This window comes from Microbacterium immunditiarum, from assembly GCF_013409785.1.
GTDB lineage: Bacteria > Actinomycetota > Actinomycetes > Actinomycetales > Microbacteriaceae > Microbacterium > Microbacterium immunditiarum.
In genome coordinates, this window is record NZ_JACCBV010000001.1 from 3,824,409 (window position 1) to 3,841,445 (window position 17,037).

General features: G+C 66.4%; 17 protein-coding genes. 1 reads left to right on the plus strand and 16 read right to left on the minus strand.

The window, feature by feature from the left end; translation table 11 throughout:
* Positions 1–108 precede the first annotated feature (108 nt).
* The 16 genes from BJ991_RS17790 to BJ991_RS17865 form a co-directional block, all read right to left on the minus strand.
* Complete coding sequence (locus BJ991_RS17790) at positions 109–795, minus strand: helix-turn-helix domain-containing protein (RefSeq protein WP_179492221.1); 687 nt, start codon at positions 793–795, stop codon at positions 109–111.
* Between the two features lie 112 nt (positions 796–907).
* Positions 908–1,612, minus strand: a complete 705-nt coding sequence (locus tag BJ991_RS17795; RefSeq protein WP_179492223.1) for a class II aldolase/adducin family protein — start codon at positions 1,610–1,612, stop codon at positions 908–910.
* 44 nt (positions 1,613–1,656) lie between these two features.
* Positions 1,657–3,150 (minus strand): aldehyde dehydrogenase family protein, encoded by a 1,494-nt coding sequence (locus BJ991_RS17800; protein ID WP_179492225.1) that lies wholly within the window; start codon positions 3,148–3,150, stop codon positions 1,657–1,659.
* Complete coding sequence (gene gabT, locus BJ991_RS17805) at positions 3,147–4,490, minus strand: 4-aminobutyrate--2-oxoglutarate transaminase (protein ID WP_179492227.1); 1,344 nt, start codon at positions 4,488–4,490, stop codon at positions 3,147–3,149. Before gabT ends, BJ991_RS17800 begins: the two co-directional genes overlap by 4 nt.
* Before the next feature lie 14 nt (positions 4,491–4,504).
* Entirely contained in the window at positions 4,505–5,290 is a 786-nt protein-coding gene (locus tag BJ991_RS17810; RefSeq protein WP_425487553.1) for an IclR family transcriptional regulator, read from the minus strand.
* Positions 5,291–5,313: 23 nt separating this feature from the next.
* The gene (locus tag BJ991_RS17815; RefSeq protein WP_179492231.1) at positions 5,314–6,090 is read right to left on the minus strand and encodes an IclR family transcriptional regulator domain-containing protein; all 777 of its coding nucleotides are present in this window, start codon (positions 6,088–6,090) and stop codon (positions 5,314–5,316) included.
* Between the two features lie 7 nt (positions 6,091–6,097).
* Positions 6,098–6,892: an SDR family NAD(P)-dependent oxidoreductase gene (locus BJ991_RS17820; protein WP_179492233.1), complete on the minus strand. Its 795-nt coding sequence runs from the start codon at positions 6,890–6,892 to the stop codon at positions 6,098–6,100.
* Positions 6,889–7,791: an alpha/beta fold hydrolase gene (locus tag BJ991_RS17825; protein WP_179492235.1), complete on the minus strand. Its 903-nt coding sequence runs from the start codon at positions 7,789–7,791 to the stop codon at positions 6,889–6,891. Before BJ991_RS17825 ends, BJ991_RS17820 begins: the two co-directional genes overlap by 4 nt.
* Complete coding sequence (locus tag BJ991_RS17830) at positions 7,772–8,707, minus strand: alpha/beta fold hydrolase (RefSeq protein ID WP_179492236.1); 936 nt, start codon at positions 8,705–8,707, stop codon at positions 7,772–7,774. The genes BJ991_RS17825 and BJ991_RS17830 overlap by 20 nt, the downstream gene beginning before the upstream one ends.
* Entirely contained in the window at positions 8,704–9,573 is an 870-nt protein-coding gene (locus tag BJ991_RS17835) for a polysaccharide deacetylase family protein (RefSeq protein WP_179492239.1), read from the minus strand. Before BJ991_RS17835 ends, BJ991_RS17830 begins: the two co-directional genes overlap by 4 nt.
* A gap of 74 nt (positions 9,574–9,647) precedes the next feature.
* Entirely contained in the window at positions 9,648–10,961 is a 1,314-nt protein-coding gene (locus BJ991_RS17840; protein WP_179492241.1) for an ABC transporter substrate-binding protein, read from the minus strand.
* Positions 10,958–12,016 (minus strand): branched-chain amino acid ABC transporter permease, encoded by a 1,059-nt coding sequence (locus tag BJ991_RS17845; RefSeq protein WP_179492243.1) that lies wholly within the window; start codon positions 12,014–12,016, stop codon positions 10,958–10,960. Before BJ991_RS17845 ends, BJ991_RS17840 begins: the two co-directional genes overlap by 4 nt.
* Positions 12,013–12,897, minus strand: a complete 885-nt coding sequence (locus BJ991_RS17850; RefSeq protein WP_179492245.1) for a branched-chain amino acid ABC transporter permease — start codon at positions 12,895–12,897, stop codon at positions 12,013–12,015. Before BJ991_RS17850 ends, BJ991_RS17845 begins: the two co-directional genes overlap by 4 nt.
* A gap of 1 nt (position 12,898) precedes the next feature.
* Positions 12,899–13,615: an ABC transporter ATP-binding protein gene (locus BJ991_RS17855; protein WP_179492247.1), complete on the minus strand. Its 717-nt coding sequence runs from the start codon at positions 13,613–13,615 to the stop codon at positions 12,899–12,901.
* A complete protein-coding gene (locus tag BJ991_RS17860; protein ID WP_218852977.1) occupies positions 13,612–14,379 on the minus strand; it encodes an ATP-binding cassette domain-containing protein in 768 nt (255 codons plus the stop codon). Before BJ991_RS17860 ends, BJ991_RS17855 begins: the two co-directional genes overlap by 4 nt.
* Positions 14,376–15,548, minus strand: coding sequence for an LLM class flavin-dependent oxidoreductase (locus BJ991_RS17865; RefSeq protein WP_179492249.1), 1,173 nt, complete (start codon positions 15,546–15,548; stop codon positions 14,376–14,378). Before BJ991_RS17865 ends, BJ991_RS17860 begins: the two co-directional genes overlap by 4 nt.
* Before the next feature lie 661 nt (positions 15,549–16,209).
* Between BJ991_RS17865 and BJ991_RS17870 the strand changes: the two genes are divergently transcribed.
* A complete protein-coding gene (locus BJ991_RS17870; protein ID WP_179492252.1) occupies positions 16,210–16,842 on the plus strand; it encodes a tyrosine-type recombinase/integrase in 633 nt (210 codons plus the stop codon).
* The last annotated feature ends 195 nt before the right edge of the window (positions 16,843–17,037 follow it).

Consider the following 17,037-nt stretch of genomic DNA (forward strand, 5'->3'; position numbering starts at 1 on the left):
CTCCGTTGAGACATTGTCATAAGCGTATCACAAATGAACAAACTGATGCCACGACGAATCACTATTGAACGTCCATGCCCGAGCGTACGCGACCCGCACGCGGCCTCATCAGCGGTGAGAAGCGAGGATGCTCTCCGCCGCGGTACGCGCGAACGAAGCGAGCTCGGCCTCTTCGGCGGCCGTGCGTAGCCCCTCGCCCGCCACCGAGACCATCGAGACGCACGCGGGGATGCCGTTGAGAACGAGGGCCACGGCGACGCCGTACGGCGGGCGTTCCGTCGGGACGGTGAAAGTGCCGACGTAACCCTGTTCTCGCGCCCGCGTGACGAGTGGATCCTCACCGGGCTCGTACGGCCGCAGACTCAATGTGGCGACTCTCGGGGGAAGCATGCCTTCCGGCATGCGGTACCCGACAGGCGTCATGAGATGGACTGCCGGACGAGTTGGAGTCGCGTGGATCGCGACGACGAGCGCGTCGCCGTCGGACACCACCAGCATGGCGGAGTAATCCGTCGCGTCGGCGGCGGCCTGCAACGCGGGGCGCGCTCGTTCATTGAACGGGTCGTTGAACGCCTTCGCGAGTTCCAGGATGCCGATCCCCAATTGGTACAGCTTGCCCTCGCCTCGGCGAATCAACCGCGCTGACTCGAGTGACCGAAGCTGTCGGTACAGCGGCGGGCGCTGGGTGTCGAGGCGCCGCGCGAGCTCGGACACCGACAGTCCCTCCGGATTCTCCGCGAGCTCGAAGAGCACACGGATGCCTCGATCAACCGTCGTCGAACCGTCTTGCGCCATTTCTGTCCGCCTTCACCCCATCGTGCTCTCAACCGTTGCTCCATGAAGCTTACGGTCGTGGTTTCGGCGGTGACGGCGAAGTGCACAAGCGCGCAGCGTCCCCCGGTATTCGTCAGCGGTCGTGCGGCGTCTCGGCAGTTCTCAACCACATGTCCCACGCACGGCCGACCTGGCCCGCATTCGTGGTCGCTGCACTATGCCCCTCTTGCTCGGTCAGATAGCGCACCGTTCCGAGCGAGATCGCGTCGCGCTGCAATGCGGCATTCTTCTCGGCGTAGATGGCGCGGTATACGGCAAGCGGCAGTGAGCCCGCGACCGTGACGGAGCCGTGGCCCCGCATGAGCGCCATGGGCGCGTCGCCCAGCGCCGCCGCGAGGGCGACGCCCAGGCCGGGATCGCGGATGAGCAGGTCGGTCCCGTCACCCCCGATGTCGGCGATTTCGAATCGGGCGACCCCGCCGCTGAGAAAGCCGGCCATATGGAAAACGGGACGGAGCGGAGCCTCCGTCACCCCGAACGGGATCACCGCAGGAGAGTGGCTGTGGACGACGGCAAGCACGTCGGGACGTGCCCGGTAGATCTCGGAATGGATGTAGCGCTCGAGGTACGGCTTGCGGTCGTCACCCGTGTTTCCGTCGAGGTCGAAGTCTTGGACGTCCGAGGCCGCAACCAGCGCGGGAGCCATGTTGCGGGCCAGCAGGAAGCGGTTCGGGTCGCTCTCGGAACGAACACTCACGTGTCCGAACGCGTCGAGCACTCCCTGGCTGACCAGGATGTGGTTCGCCTGCGCGAGCAGTTCGCTCTGGCTGGTTGACATGTCGAGTCCTCTCGGTGTGGCGCGGTCGAGGTGGGCGCCGATGTTCAGGCGGAGCGGAATACGCCGTCGACGCGTCTAGGCACGCGCGACGTGCCATTGATCGCGGCGCGCACCGGCGCAGGAAGTGAGCTATCGGGCACGGATTGGTAGGCGACCGGTCGCACGAAGCGGTCCAGGGCCGCAGCGCCGACCGAGGTCGATGCGGGTTGGGAGGTGGCGGGCCAGGGCCCGCCGTGTTGCTGCGCCCACGTCCAGGCGACGCCGGTCGGCCAGTCGCCTACGGTCACGCGGCCGGTCTGCGAGGCGAGCACCTCCACGAAGCGTGCCGTGTCGGGGTCGTCGTCGCCGTCCGCGAACACAGCACCGGTCAGGCTGGCCTGGAGCGTGGCCAGCGCTGCCGTCGCCTGGTCGATCTGCTCGTACTCGACGACGACCGCGACCGCGCCAAAGCACTCCTCGAGCAGACGACTGCCTGCTCGAATGGCATCGAGTGGTGCCGACAGCACAGCGGCGTCCGCCGACCAGCCCTCCCCGTTACCCTCAATTCGAGCGACCACGGTGGCACCCGCGCCGACCAGACCGTCGATGCCCTGAGCGGTCGCGTGGGCGATCGCCTCGGTGAGCATCACCGGCGGAGGCGACTGACCCAGCGCACGACCGACCGCCTCGGCGGCGCCGTGCCCGGCAGGGACGAGGAGCAGCCCAGGCTTGGTACAGAACTGGCCGGAGCCAAGCGTGAAAGAGCCAGCGAAGCCATCCGCGATCTCGTCCATGCGCGCGGCGGCCCGGGGTGTGACCACGACGGGGTTGACCGTGCCCATCTCGGCGAAGACCGGGATGACGTCGTCGCGCTCGTTTGCGATCCGCCAGAGCGCGAGCCCACCCCGCTGCGAACCGGTGAAGCCGACAGCCCGAACTCCCGGCGCGCGCACGAGTTCAGCACCGATCTCAAGACCGACTACGAGCGAGAGCGTGCCATCGGGCGCACCCGCTTCCGCAAGCGCCGCCTGTGCGATCGCGACGAGGCGGATGCACGTGTGCACGTGTGCGGGATGCGCCTTGACGATCACCGGGCACCCCGCCGCGATCGCCGAACCGGTGTCGTTGCCCAGCGCTCCGAATGCGAACGGGAAGTTGCTCGCCCCGAAAACGGCAACCGGGCCGACCGGCCGGTTTGCCCGCACGAGGCGCGGCGACGTAGCCGTCGGGTTGTCGACTGCGATACCTAGGTAGCTGCCCTCCGCGGCGACGGTGCCGTAGAACCTCAGTTGATCGGCCATCCTGCCGACTTCGCCGCTGAGGCGTGCTTCGCCCAGCGCCGTCTCCGTATCAGCGAGCCCCACGAGCTCATCGCGGTGCGCTTCGAGCGCTTCCGCGATGCGACCCAGCCACCGCTCTCGCTCGACAGCAGATGTTTCGCTCAGCACGCGTGCGGCCGCGACGGCGGACATGACCACGCCGTCGAGCTCCCCCGGCGCGGTGTCCTCCACGGCCGCGAGCGCGACACCGTCGCGGGGCCGGAAGCTGACGGTCGTCATGCGAGGGTCCTGGTCGCTTCGGCGAGAACGTCAAGGGCGTCCTCCAGAAGATCGTCGCTGATCACGAGCGGCGGCAGCAGGCGGATCACATTGCTGTACGTGCCGGCCGTGAGCGTGAGCACGCCGCGCGCGTTGGCATGCGCTGCGACCTTCTTCGCGGCGTCAGGGTCCGGTGTGCGCGTGCCGGGAACGACGAACTCCATGGCCAGCATCGCGCCACGCCCGCGCACGTCTCCGATGGCGGCGCACTCGGCCTGCAGTTCCTTCAGCCGCGGCATCACGACCTCCTCGATGTGGCGGGCACGGCCGGGGAGATCTTCGTCCACGATCACGTCGAGGGCTGCGATGGCAGCGGCACACGCGACGGGGTTTCCCGCGTAGGTGCCTCCGAGGCCACCAGCGCGCACCGAGTCCATGATCTCTGCGCGGCCGGTGACCGCCGAGAGTGGCATGCCCGCCGCGAGTGCCTTGGCAGTGAGAACGATGTCGGGGACCACGCCCTCGTGGTCGACAGCGAACAGATCCCCCGTGCGCGCAAGCCCGGCTTGGATCTCGTCGGCGATGAAGACGATTCCATTCTCTTTCGCGAACTGCGCGACCTTCGTCATGTACCCCTCGGGCAACACGATGAATCCGCCTTCGCCTTGAACGGGCTCGACGATGATCGCCGCGACGTTGGCGGTTCCGACCTGTGTCGTGATCTGGTCGACGAGCTGCTCGAACGCCTCCTCCGCGATGCCGGTCTCCGTGGTGGCGGCGCCGGCCCAGCGGTACGGGTACGGCGACGGTACCCGGTAGACCTCGGGCGCGAACGGGCCGAACCCTTCCTTGTAGGGGACGTTCTTTCCCGTCATTGTCATCGTCAACAGGGTTCGGCCGTGATAGGCGTGGCCGAGGACCACGATGGCATCGCGACCGGTCCAGGTGCGCGCGATCTTAACCGCGTTCTCGACCGCTTCCGCACCAGTGCTGAAAAGCCCGGTGCGCTTCTCGAATTCGCCGGGGGTGAGACGGTTGAGCCTTTCGGCGACCTCTAGTGCGGATTCGTACTCGGTGACCATGAAGCATGTGTGCGTGAAGCGATCGGCCTGCTCGCGTATCGCAGCGGTGACACGCGGATGCGATGCTCCCACGCTCGTGACCGCGATTCCCGATGCCAGGTCGATGAGGTGGTTGCCGTCGACGTCGACAAGGATCCCCTCGCTCGCCTCCGCGATGAAGACAGGTAGGGTGACACCGAAGCCGGCTGCGATGTTCGACTCACGGCGGGCCTGAAGTTCGGTGGACAGCGGGCCTGGGATCGCCGTCTTGAGGATGCGGCGCTGCTCGGGCTCAGTCACGGGGGTTCTCCTTGCTATGAGTAAGGCGTGCCTGCATGTGCGGGCAGGAAGTCGTAGATGAATTCGAGCTCGTGTGCCCCGCGCTCTAGAACCTCGCGATGCTCACGCCGGATCTCCGGCGTGAGCCGGCTGCGTGGTCCCGCGATACTCAGCGCTGCATACGGACGCCCGCTTGGGTTGCGGACGGCGCAGCTCGTCGATCCGGCTCCTTCGAACGCGTCGGCTCCGAGGACTGCGTCGTCCTGGTTCACTGCGAAGCCGGCGGCTCGAATCTCGTCGAGTGCCGCGAGCAGGGCGCGCCGGTCAGCCAAGGCTCCGTGCGGCTTCGGCAGATCGCCGGTCGGGTAGAGCTCACGAACCTCGGCGTCGTCGAGGGCGGCGAGCAGGCACCGACCGATGCTGTACATGTAAGCGGGAGCGATCTCACCCGTGCGCACGCGAGCGGCCACGACCGCATCCTCCGCGGTCACACCTGCGACGAACCGCACGGAGGCTCCGTCGAGCACGGCGAGATGCACCGTCGCCTGTGACTCCGCCGCCATCCGCTGCAGCGTCGCATGTGCCGCTCCGATCACTGGAGTCCGACGTTGGATAAGCGATCCCAACCGGACGAGCCGAGGACCGCCCGCATATTCGCCGTCCTCGGTCAGAACCACGTAACCCGCATCCTCCAAGGGATCCATCGTCCGCTTCGCCGAGCGCTGGGTCACTCCCCAGCGAACGGACAGAGCCTCGAGCGACATGCTGCGCTCCATCTCGAGCAGCCCGAGGATGTCGAGAAACCTCCCCGACGCAGCCATCCACGCGTCGGGCCGGTGGCCGCTCACTCGAGGACCTCGGTGATCGCCGCGGTCGCGGCGCGCAGCTCTGCGACACTGCCGCCGAGGAGGGCCGGCCGATAGCGGTCGATGGGCATCATGACGCTGACGGCTCCCACCACTTCGCCGCCTCGTCCGCGCACGCTCATCGCGAAGCTCACCAGATCCGGGTCATTCTCCGCGACCGAAAGTGCGAATCCCCGCGCCCGAGTCGCATCGAGTTCTGCGCCGAGTCGGATCATCTCGGGCGACTGCGAGCCGAGCGCTGAATGGAGCCGGTCGACGTCCTTGAGCGCCATCTCGGCCAGGATGGCGCGCCCCCCGGCGGACCCCCGCGCGGGAACGACCAGGCCGAGGCGGCTGACCACGTGGAGCTCTGCGGTCGACTCGACGCAGTCGACCACTTGCACGCCTGCGCCTGTGATCGCGGCAGGGTTCGTCGTCATCAGCATCATGAGATTGACGGTCTCACCGAGCGACGCGCTGAGCCGTTCCAGGGATTCGTGTGCGGCGGTGATGATGCGCGCCCGTCCGCCGGCGCGACTGACGCTGCCCAGAGCCGGACCGGGGACGTACTCGCGCTTGTCTCCCTGCACAACGAACCCGCGGTGACGGAGAGTCGACAGCAGCCGGTGCGCGGTCGAAAGGGCGACGCCGAGTTCCGTGGCTACGTCCGAGACTCGGACTACTCCGTCCCTGCGCAGGATGAGGAGGATTCGCAGGACATTGTCCGCCGAGTCGAGAATCGGCTGGCGTGGTTGCTTCGGCGTGACGTCGGGCACGAGCAGATCAATTCTCCTGGCCGGCCGCGTTCCACGGAGTGTCATAGCGTCCGACCCCGGCGGCGCCATCGACGCGCACGTCCTCACCGCTCACGAACGCGGAGCGCGACGACAGCAGATAGCACACGACATCGGCGATGTCGGTTGCCGTCGGCGTATGCGCGAGGGGCGTCGCCTGCCGTGCGCGGGCCGCGTACTCGGGCGACACGAATGGGCCGATGCCCTCGCGATAGCCGTGGTCGACGAGACCGGGCGCGACGGAGTTCACGCGGATTCCGTGCGCTCCGACCTCCATGGCGAGGATCTTCGTGAGCATCACCAGGGCCGCCTTCGAGGTGGAGTAGCGCCCGCCGCCTACTCGGCCGGTGTACGCCGCGCCGCTCGCCATCGTCACGATCGAGCCGGGAGTGCCGCTCGCGATCATGGCCCGGGCGGCGGCCGTTGTAACTACGAATGAGCCCGTGAGGTTCGGGGTCATGACGGTGTTCCAGTCGGCGACGCTCAGGCTGAGCAGCTCCCCATAAGGGGCGATGCCGACGTTGCTGGACACCGCGTCGAGTGGGCCGAACTCCGCTTCGGTCGCGGCGACAGCATCCGTCATCACCGTCTCGTCGGCGACGTCCCCCGCGATGGCGACCACGCGGTGACCGTGGGCCTGCAAGCGCGCCGCGCTCACGGCGAGCCGGTCGGCGTTGAGGTCGACCATGCCCACGGCCGCGCCATCGCGAACAAGCTGCTCGGTGACCGCGAGGCCGATGCCGTCAGCGGCGCCCGTGACGAACGCGACGCTCGGCGACGTCATGCCGGCACCGCGGCGAATCGGTCGGCGAACCGCTGGATGAAGCGCGTGACGTGACCCGCGACTTCGTCCGGCTTCTCGCGGAATGCGAGGTGACCCGCCCTGTGCACGAACGACAGGGACAGCTCTGCCGAGGTGGTGGCGAGGAAGTTCATGGTCTCGACCGCGAAGATCCCTTCAGACAGGGGGTCGTCGGCTCCCCAGATCAACTGGATGGGCACGTCGTAGCCGTGGTCGCGCGCCCAGGCGAACATCTGCCCTTTGGTGAAGAGCAGGTCGCTGCGCAGACGACCGGCCGCTCCGGGCTGCGCGACGATCTCGACCGCCGACGTGTGCGCGGCTGACGATGTCAGATCTTCGAGCACGGGCGCGAGTCCGTCGAGGTGGCGGGTGCTGAACGACATGCGTTCCAGTGCCCAAAGTTGCGGGCTGCCGGCGCCGGACGGTGGGTTGAGCAGCACGACGTCGGAGGGCATGTCGCCGGTGGGTGCGGCCTCCGTGGCGTTGAGCAGCGAAACCGACCGCGCCCGGAACGGATATTCGCCCGTGCGCGCGAGTACTATCGCGAGCAGCCCCCCGTCGTCGTGACCGACCAGGTGCGCCGCCTCGAGACCAAGTTCATGCGCGACGCCGAGCACGGCGTGGGCGGCGCCCGCGAACGTGAGGTCATCGAGCCCGCGGGCGCGCGTGCCACCGGCCCCGGGCAGGTCGATCATGATCACCCGGTGGGACGCGGCGAGGCTCTCGGCGAACGGCCCCCAAAGATCCGATGACGAGCACCACAGGGCACGGCCGGGCGATCCACCGTGCAGCAGAATGACGGGTTCACCCTCCCCTGCCTGCAGGAGACGAACGGCGAGACCGTCGACGACGACGGTGGACTCAGCAAACGGCGAAGTCACGGGATTCGACCTCCTCCAGGAATCGGGTCACGATCTGTGCGAACCACTCCGGGTGCTCGCGGTACGGGTAGTGGCCGCACTTGTCAACGACCGACAGGTAGGTGCGCTTCTCAGAGCGCCGCACGGTGTCGAATAGCGCGAGCCCGCGGCTGAGGTGCGCCGTGCGGTCATCGCGTCCCCACACGATCTGAGTCGGGCGCTGGAGGCGACCCTCGGCGAGCCACTGGAGTGTCACTCGCTTGTCCTTCGCCAGTTCAGGCAGGAAGAGCCCGCCCAGAAGGTCGTGCTCGCGGCATTCGCGTACACCCTTCTGGTACTGCTCCGACTCAACGATCGACCAGGACTGCGCGATGAACTCGTCCGTGACCCAGTCGCGCTGATAGCAGTAGTTCTGATAGAGCCAGCGCGCGCCCGCCGGCGAAACGCCGATCGGCGGATTCGAGAGCGTCACCTCGTTGGTGGCGACTCCCGGAGACAGCGTGCCGCTGTTGACGATCGTCAGGCTGCGAACGAGGTCCTGCCGCTCGAGAGTGGTGCGGGTGGCGATGTATCCGCCCCGCGAGTGGCCGACGAGGTGCACAGGCCCGAGGTCGAGCACCTCCAGGAAGTGCATGAGGTGATCGACGACCTTGGCCATCGTGTAGTCCTCGAGCCGCAGCGGCGCATCAGAGTAGCCTTGCCCTGGCTTGTCGTAGGCGATCACGCGGTGAGTGCCTTTCAGCGCGTGGAATGCGGGGGCCCAGGAGTTCGCCCCACTGGCGGCGGATGCTCCGCCGAAATTGCCACCGTATACGAATACGACGGGGGCGCCGGTGCCCGCAGCGGCGTACCACGTACGGATGCCGTCGACATCGATCCACGAGCCGCCGGGGAGGTCGTAGTAAGTCGGAACGGGTTCGTCGAGCCGGCTGCTCATCGCTGGAATCCCTCGGGGTTGCTGAGCACCCAGTCGGCCATCGACTGCTTGGTGCACCACCACACGTTCTCGTGCGCTTTCGCGTGTTCGAGCGTCCGTCGCAACGTCGGGATGAAGCTGGGGCGGCCGGCCATGTGGCAGTGGAGCACGATGTCGGTCCACGACGGGAAGCCTGCGAGACCCTCGGCGTAGCAGGTGTCGAACTGGTCGCGGAAGCCCTGGAAGAACACCTCGGTGCCGTTGTTGGGCATGATCCAGTGGACGAAGTCGTTGGCCGCCATGTTCGCCTTCGGCAGGACGGCGATCACTCGGTCGCCGACGTCCTGGAGGAAGGGCACATCGTCGCTGGCGTCATCGCCTAGCCACGTTATTCCCGCGTCAAGCATGATGTCGGGAGTCTTGTCGGTGCTGGAGTTCGCGGGGCTGGCCCACCCGGTCGGGCGGACTCCGGATGCGGCCTGGATGGCGTCGAGCGTGTCCGCGACGGTACGGCGCTCTCCCTCTTCGCCGGCCTCGTTCATGAAGCGGTCGTTGACCCAGCCATGACCCACGACGTCGTGGCCAGCGTCGGCGATCGCGGCGACGACCTGCGGCCAGTCCGCCGCAATCTTCCCCGAGATCGAGAAGGAAGCGTGAACTCCGTACTCGTCGAACAAGTCGAGCAGCCGCCAGACCCCGGTTCGCACACCGTACTCGCCGTATGACAGCGAGAACGCGTCTCTCGTGCCCTTCTGTGCCTGTAGGGCGACGTGCGATTGGTTGTCGAAGGCTTCGAGCGCGACGCCGATCGACATCGCGATCGTCGCGTCGCTTGGCCAGGCGACGGTGCGTCTGGCCGCCTCGCGAGCGCTCTTCCAATTGGTCATTGCGTGTACTCCTCCAGAACGTGTACTAGGTGCCGGGACGGGCAATGCGGCCCGTCCCGGCTGACCTTGCATGCTCAGCCTTCAAGCGAGGCGAGCACACCGTCGAGGTCGATGACGTCGGCATCGACGTGCTCCCACTGTCGGGAGCCACCGTTGAACTGCTGCATCCGCACGCTCTCGAACGGGATGGGGTCGGTCGCCGACGTGTTGAACGTGATGCCGGGCGCCGCCATCGGAACGGTGACGTCCTTCAGGTTGAGTGCCTGGTTGATGACGTCGACGCGGGTAAGTGCGGGGGCGGAGCGGAGGATCTCGGCGATCAGCTGGGCCTGCAGCCAGCCGGTGGCCATGTCGATGCTCGGTTCCTCACCGGGTGCATACTCGGCCGCGGCAGTGACGAACTCCTCGTACTCGGGTGAGGACTCGTCCAGCGGCACCTTGTTGGTGCCGCTGACCACCCCGTCTGCGGCGACGGGGTCGGCGAGATGGGTAACGACCGAGCAGGTGAAGCTGACGAGGATGTGCGGCTGCCAGTCCGCATCCCGGATGCCGTTGATGGCCTGGGGGCAGGTCGCTCCGGCGCCGGCGAGGATCACGGTGTCCACGCCTGCAGCCTTGAGGTTGGTGATCTGTGCGGTCACGGTCGGGTCGCCAACCTGGTAGGCCTCGACGAGCGTGAGCTCGGCATCGGTGCCCTCGAGGCCAGCCGTCACGCCGGCGGTGAACGCGTCCTGCAGGGCGCCGGCCAGCGCGAGAATGCCAACCTTCTGCGACTGCCAGGTGTCGATCGCGTGAGTCGCGAGGCCGTAGGCGTCGGATGCGTAGGGCACGAGGCCGTCGGTCGTGTTCAGGTGCGCGAGGCGAGACGACATCGGCTCGCCGCCGACCGTGGACAGGAGGATCGGAACGCATTCGGCGTTGAGCTGATCCCACACGGATGTGGTGCCGGCGGAACTCTGGATGCCCACCATCGCGAAGACCTGCTCCTCCTGCAGGAGTTCGTTGGTGTTCGAGACGGCCTTGGTCGGGTCGTACTGGTCGTCCTTGCCGATGAACGTGATCGTGCGCCCGTCGATGCCTCCCTCGGTCGCGTTGAGGTGCTCGAAGTAGGCCTTCATGCCGCGGGCGACGGCGCCGATGTTGGCGAGCGGCCCGCTGTCGGGGTAGGTCGCGCCGAGTTTTATCTCGTCATCGGAGATTCCCTGCGATGGCTGGTAGTTCTCGCAATCGGCGACGTCGACGGCACCTGGAGCGGCTGTGGGAGTGGGACCGTCCGGTTCGGCACTGGCGGACGATCCGCGGCCGGTGCAACCGGAGAGGACGAGGCCGAGCGCGAGCACAGCCGCGGTGGTGAGCAGCGCTTTGTGGGCGCGGGAGGGGAGGGTCATGCCATTTCCTTTCGGGCGAGCTGAGCCGAGGAGCCGCGGCTGTGCGGCTGCTCGGTTGTGCTTGTTTGTTGTGCAGTGCGGGTGCGGGGAGTGGAAGGAAGGATGCGGTCGACGAGGCGACCGATGGCGCCGGCGATGCCATCGCGCATGACGAGCACCACGATGATCAGCACCGCGCCATAGATCACTTGCGCGAGCACGGGATCCGCTTCAGAGAGCATCACCGGAAGGCGCTCGGCGATTGCGGCACCGATGATCGGACCGAGGATGGACGTCGATCCGCCGACCACGAGCGCCGCGAGGAACTCGATGGACCCTCCGACGGTGACGTACACCGTGTCGGAGGAGATGACGCCCTGGGTGACCGAGAACAGCGCACCCGCCGCGCCCGTGAACGCGGCGCTCAGTGCGAATACGCCGATCTTGGCGCGAGCGATGTCGACGCCCATGGCGACGGCAGCGGTCTCGTTGTCACGCATGGCGACCAGGGCAAGACCCGAGCGACCCTGCGCGACGTTGTGGGCCATGACCATTGCAGCGATCACGACGATGAGGGCGACGAAGAACCCGAACTGGTCGCTTGCCAGGCCGGTCCATTCCGGTGCCGGCATTCGCGGAAGGACCTTGCCGAGGTTGCCGCCCGTGAGGTCCTTCAACTTGAGGATCAAGCTCGGGAACATCGCAGCGATCGCCATGGTGATGATCGCCAGATACAAGCCCTTGATTCGCAGCGCAGGCACGCTGATGGCAAGGCCTCCAACAGTGGCGAAGACCACAGCGACCGGGAAGGCCGCATACCACTCCCACCCGGCATCCTTGACCAGGATGGCTGCGGTGTAGGCGCCGATGCCGAACAGTGCGCTGTGGCCGATCGAGGTCACGCCGCCGAAGCCGGTGAGCATGCTCAGGCCGATCGCTGGCAGGGCGACGATGAGGACGCGCGTGTAGTTCTGCACCACGAACGGAAGGTTCGTGAAGGGAATCGTGACGGCGAACACCAGGGCCACCGCACACACCACGAAGAAGAGGTTGCGCTTCGTCAGGAGGCGTCTCATGCGCGCACCACCTTGACGCTGCCGAAGAGACCCGCGGGCTTCGCGAGCATGACCACCAACATCACGATGACCGGAACCGCAAGTGACAGGTCAGTGCCGATGAAGGGCACGTACCCGGTGATTAGGCTTCCCGCCACTCCGAGCGCCAGGCCCGCCACGATCGCGCCGATGGGGGAGTCGAAGCCGCCGAGAGTGGCAGAAGCCATCGCGTACACGAGCACGGGGAGCATCATCGCCGGCTGCAGGAACAGCCCGAGGCTCGTCACCAGCGCCCCCGCAATCGCGCCGAGGGATGCGGCCAGACCCCACCCGACCGCCAGCAGACGGGACGTAGGAAGTCCCGCGAGTTTTCCTGACTCGGTGTTCTCAGCCACCGCCCGCAGTCCGAGTCCGAGCTTGGTGTGGTTGAAAAGCGCCCATAGTCCCACGCTGATGACGGCGAGTGTTGCGACTGCCCCGAGCGTGTCGAAAGGGATCACAACACCGCTGAGGGTGATGTTGCCGACGGGGAACAACGAAGGCAGTTCCCGCGGATCCGACTTGAACAGCCACAGACCGATCGAGTTCAACAGGGTGTAGAGGCCGATCATCACGATCACCATGACGAGATGGTCTCCGCGGGGAACGATGCGGATGAGCCCGCGCTCCAGACCAGCGCCCGCAAGGAAGGACACAATCACGGCGAGCGCCAATGCGAGCCAGATGTTGAACCCGATGCTGACGAGGAGCCAGACTCCGTAGGTCGACAGCATCGCGAGTTCACCCTGCGCGAAGTTGACCGTGCCGGAACTGCGGAACACCAGCACGAGTGCGAGCGCGAGCGCGGCGTAGATGCTGCCGTCGCCGAGTCCGTCGATGACGCGCTGCACGAAGAGGTCCATGTCAGCCTCCTAGGTAGGCCTGGCGCAGCGCGTCGCCGGTGAGAAGCTCTGCCGCGGGGCGGCTCGCGGAGAGATAGCCAGAGGTGAGTACATGTGCGCGGTCCGCGATGCCCAACGCCAGCTCGGCCGTCTGTTCGACGATGAGCATGGATAGCTTTCCGGTCTTCGCCAGTTCGCCGAGCTGCGCGAACAGTTCTTGCGTCATGATCGGCGATAGTCCAAGCGAGGGCTCGTCCAGCAGGAGGAGGCGTGGATTCGACATCAGGGCCCGCACCACCGCGAGCATCTGCTGCTCGCCGCCAGACAGGCTGCCGGCCAGCTGCGGGAGACGATCAGCGAGACGGGGGAAGACCTCCAGCCAACGCTCACGCTGTTCGTCGGCGGCACGGCGGTCTCGACGTGAGTACGCGCCGATGCGAAGGTTCTCGTCGACCGTCATGTTGACGAAGGTTCCCCGGCCCTGCGGTACAAGTGCGATTCCCAGGCGCGTACGCTGTTCGGCTGATCGTCCCCGCAGGGACACTCCATCAAGACGGGCCTCGCCTGTGAACGGAAGGAGTCCGGCGATTGCACGCATCGCGGTCGTCTTGCCGGCACCGTTGGAGCCGAGCAGAACGACGACTTCATTGCGGCCGATTGTGAACGACACGTCGCGCAACACCTGAACGTTGCCGTATCCCGCACGCAGACCGCTGACTTCGAGCAGGGACTGGCTCATGCCGCCTTCCCCAAGTAGGCGCGGATGACATCCGGATTGTTGACGACCGACTGCGGATCGCCCTCCGCGACCTTTCGGCCCGCGTCGAGCACAACCACGTGATCTGCGACGGTCATCACCATGCCGATGTGATGCTCGACGAGAAGAACGGTGAGATCGCGCCGTTCGGCGATGTCGCGCACGAGCTGCGCAAGTTCCTCCACCTCGCTGTGATCGAGACCGTTGGCGGGCTCGTCCAGCATGAGCAGCTGGGGGTCCGACATGAGGGCACGCGCGAGTTCGACCCGTTTCTGTGTGCCGAATGGAAGCGACGACACGGTCGTCTCGGCTACGTGGGTCAACCCGATCTCATCGATCACGGCATCGGCCTTCGCGCGGGTGGCTTGCATCTCGCGACGTGCCCGGGGAAGCCGCAGCAGGTCGGCGACCATGCCGGATGAGGTAGCCCCGTGTGCACCGGCAAGCACGTTCTCGCGCACGGTGAGAGTGCCGAAGAGCGCGAGATTCTGGAACGTGCGGGCAATGCCGATCCGGACCGCGTCATGAGCACGTACGGCGAGCACATCGATGGCGTTGATTGTGATCGCACCGTTGGATGGCCGGTAGAGACGGCTGATGCAGTTGAACAGCGACGTCTTGCCCGCCCCGTTCGGGCCGATGAGAGCGCACACCGTGCCGGGCTGAACAGAGAAGCTGAGACCCGACAGCACCTGTAGGCCACCGAAGTGGAGACTGACCGCCTTCACCTCGAGGTGCGCGCTCACCAGGACCAGCCCCGCTCGCTCGGCGGAGTCCACACCCCACGCTCGGCCAGGGCCGAGAAGACTCCTTCGAGCCGTGCGATCTCTTCTGGTGCCCACAGGAACGGGGTGAGGAGGAAGTTCTTCAGCCCGGTTTCGCGTTGGATACCGGCGAGCTGCTCGGCGACGGTCTCGGAGGTGCCGACAAGAACGCTGCTGCCGGCACCGACGCCGATACGGCGGATCTGTTCGTCCCAGGGCAGTCCCTCGAGAAGCTTTGCGTACGTTGCGCTGTTCGCCAGGAAGAATTTCGCGAAGCCGGCACCCGCTTCCACATCGACAGCGTCGAGGAACCATTGGTAGCGCTCCTGCGCCTCCTCTTCGGTGTCGCCGAGGACGATCGAGATCGATCCCGCGACCTGCACGGCGCCCGGCTCTCGGCCGGCCGCCTCGGCTGCCGCCGCCACGTTCTCAACCTGTGCTCGCACGATTTCGACGTCGTCGACCACCGCAGTGAAGCCGAAGTCGCAGTGGCCCGCAATCGTCTCGATCCCTGCCGGAGAAACTCCGGGGTTGAAGATGGGCGGCATCGCCTGCACCGGAACCGGACCTGCCATGGTGCCGGCCACATCGACGAACTCTCCGTGGAATTCGACCTTCTCCCCGACGCCCGCTGCCCACAGCGCCTTGACTGCAGCGATGGACTCGCGCGCCTGGTCGTAGCGACGCTCGTCCGGAACGTCATCCCCACCGAACAGCGCCGATTCGCCAGCCTTCACCCCGGGAACCGCGTTCCAAGCCCAGCGCCCGTTGCTGATCGCATCGAGGTTCGAACCGATGCGGGCGATGACCGCGGCCGGCAGATACCGCGTGTGCAGCGTCGTCACCACCCCCAGGTGTTCGGTCGCGAGCATGACCACGGGGGCCCAAAGAGGTGCGTAGATTCGCGGCTCGCCGTGGCCTGCCGCGATGTTCGCGGGTGCGTTGGCAGCGTAGGTGTCGGCGAAGAATGCGTAATCGAAGCCGACACGTTCGACCGTCCGAGCTAGTGCCTGGTGCACGCCGACGTCGAGTGGATTCGGGTTCGCGGCAGCGACCGTCCCGGAAGTAACGTTCTGCGACTTCGTGTTCGGCCACATCAGGCCGAACCGCATCTGATCGTCGATGCGGCGCTTCTTGGGCATCATCGCCATGGGACAGAACCCCTCGTGTCGTCTCGTCCCGACGACGACGTCGGGTTCGTTGGTGTACCCACTATATGAACGCACACATCCGGCCTGTCAACAAATCGGACCTACTTTCCTTCATGCGGAAAGTGTGACGGGACAGGCGGGTACTCCCCCCGCCGATGTCGGGATTGAGCGCGCTGGAATCAGCGTGTCCAAGATCAGGGGTCAATCCCCCATCGATCCGAGCGACGCGAAGATCACAATCGGTGAACTCGCGAAGGACTGGCTGCTCGACCAGGAGGCGGTGCTGAAGCCGTCGTCGTTTCATCCGATCGAGTCCGTTTGGCGAAACCGAGTCCAGCCGCGATGGGGACCGTTCACGTTGGGGCCGTCCGGTACAGCGACGTCCGAGGCTGGATAACCAAGCTGACTGAGGAGGTCGGCGCTGTGACCGTGATTCGGTCACACGGCATCCTTTCCGCACCCTCTACGTCGCTGTCCGAGATCGAAGGATCGCCGAGAACGCTTTGCGAGGCATGCGGCTTCCGAGGAAGACACCCAAGCGCGGGGTCCACCTGACGCACTCCCAAGTCGAGCGGCTTGCCGCGACATCCAAGTATCCGGAGGTTGTCTACGTCCTTGCCTACACGGGGCTGCGCTGGGGTGAGATGAGTGGCCTCCGTGTGTGCGCGACCTCAACACGACCCGTCGACGCGTATTCGTGCAGGAGAACGCGGTGATGGTGAATGGAGCCGTCCACCTCGGATCGCCGAAGTCCCATGCATCGCGGTCAGTCCCGTATCCCGCCTTCGTAGATCACGTCCTGCGTGCGTGCGTCGTCGGCAAGGCCCCTGATGCGTTCCTGTTCGGGAATGGCGGAGCCCCGCTGAAGCTGCCCAACTCAAAGGACGGATGGTTCGCGGCCGCGGTGCGGCGCGCCATGAAGGAGGATCCGGACTTCTTGCGCGTGACACCTCACGACCTGCGACACACCGCCGCGAGCCTCGCGATCAGTACTGAGGCGAACGTAAAGGCGGTGCAACGCATGCTGGGCCACGCCTCAGCGGCAATGACTCTCGACATCTACGCCGATCCGTTTGATAGCGATCTCGATGACGTCGCGGGCGCACTCGGACGGGCGCGCCAGGATGTCTATGTGCTGATGGAGGCGGGGGGCATCTCCGACCCGGGCGGCGATCACTTCCTCGCCGGAACAAACCACGAGTGTGTGGGCAGTCACGATAGGCGCGATCCCGGTAGCCGCGTGTGTAAGCCGCAGCGAAGCGGACCGCTGGGTGCGCGAGGCGCAGGCGACTGATCACGACCAGGGTTCGTCTTCGTACCGAATCTGGGAACTGGCAATCGCCCCGGCGGGACCTATCAGTCATTGACCCGGCGAAGCCGTTGATCTGTCGTTCCTCGCGAGACCGACAAGAACGTCGCCGAGGGAATCGTTGATCGAGCGCAGGGCGTCCTCACACGCAGTCGGCATGAGGCGTGTGGACGGGAGCTG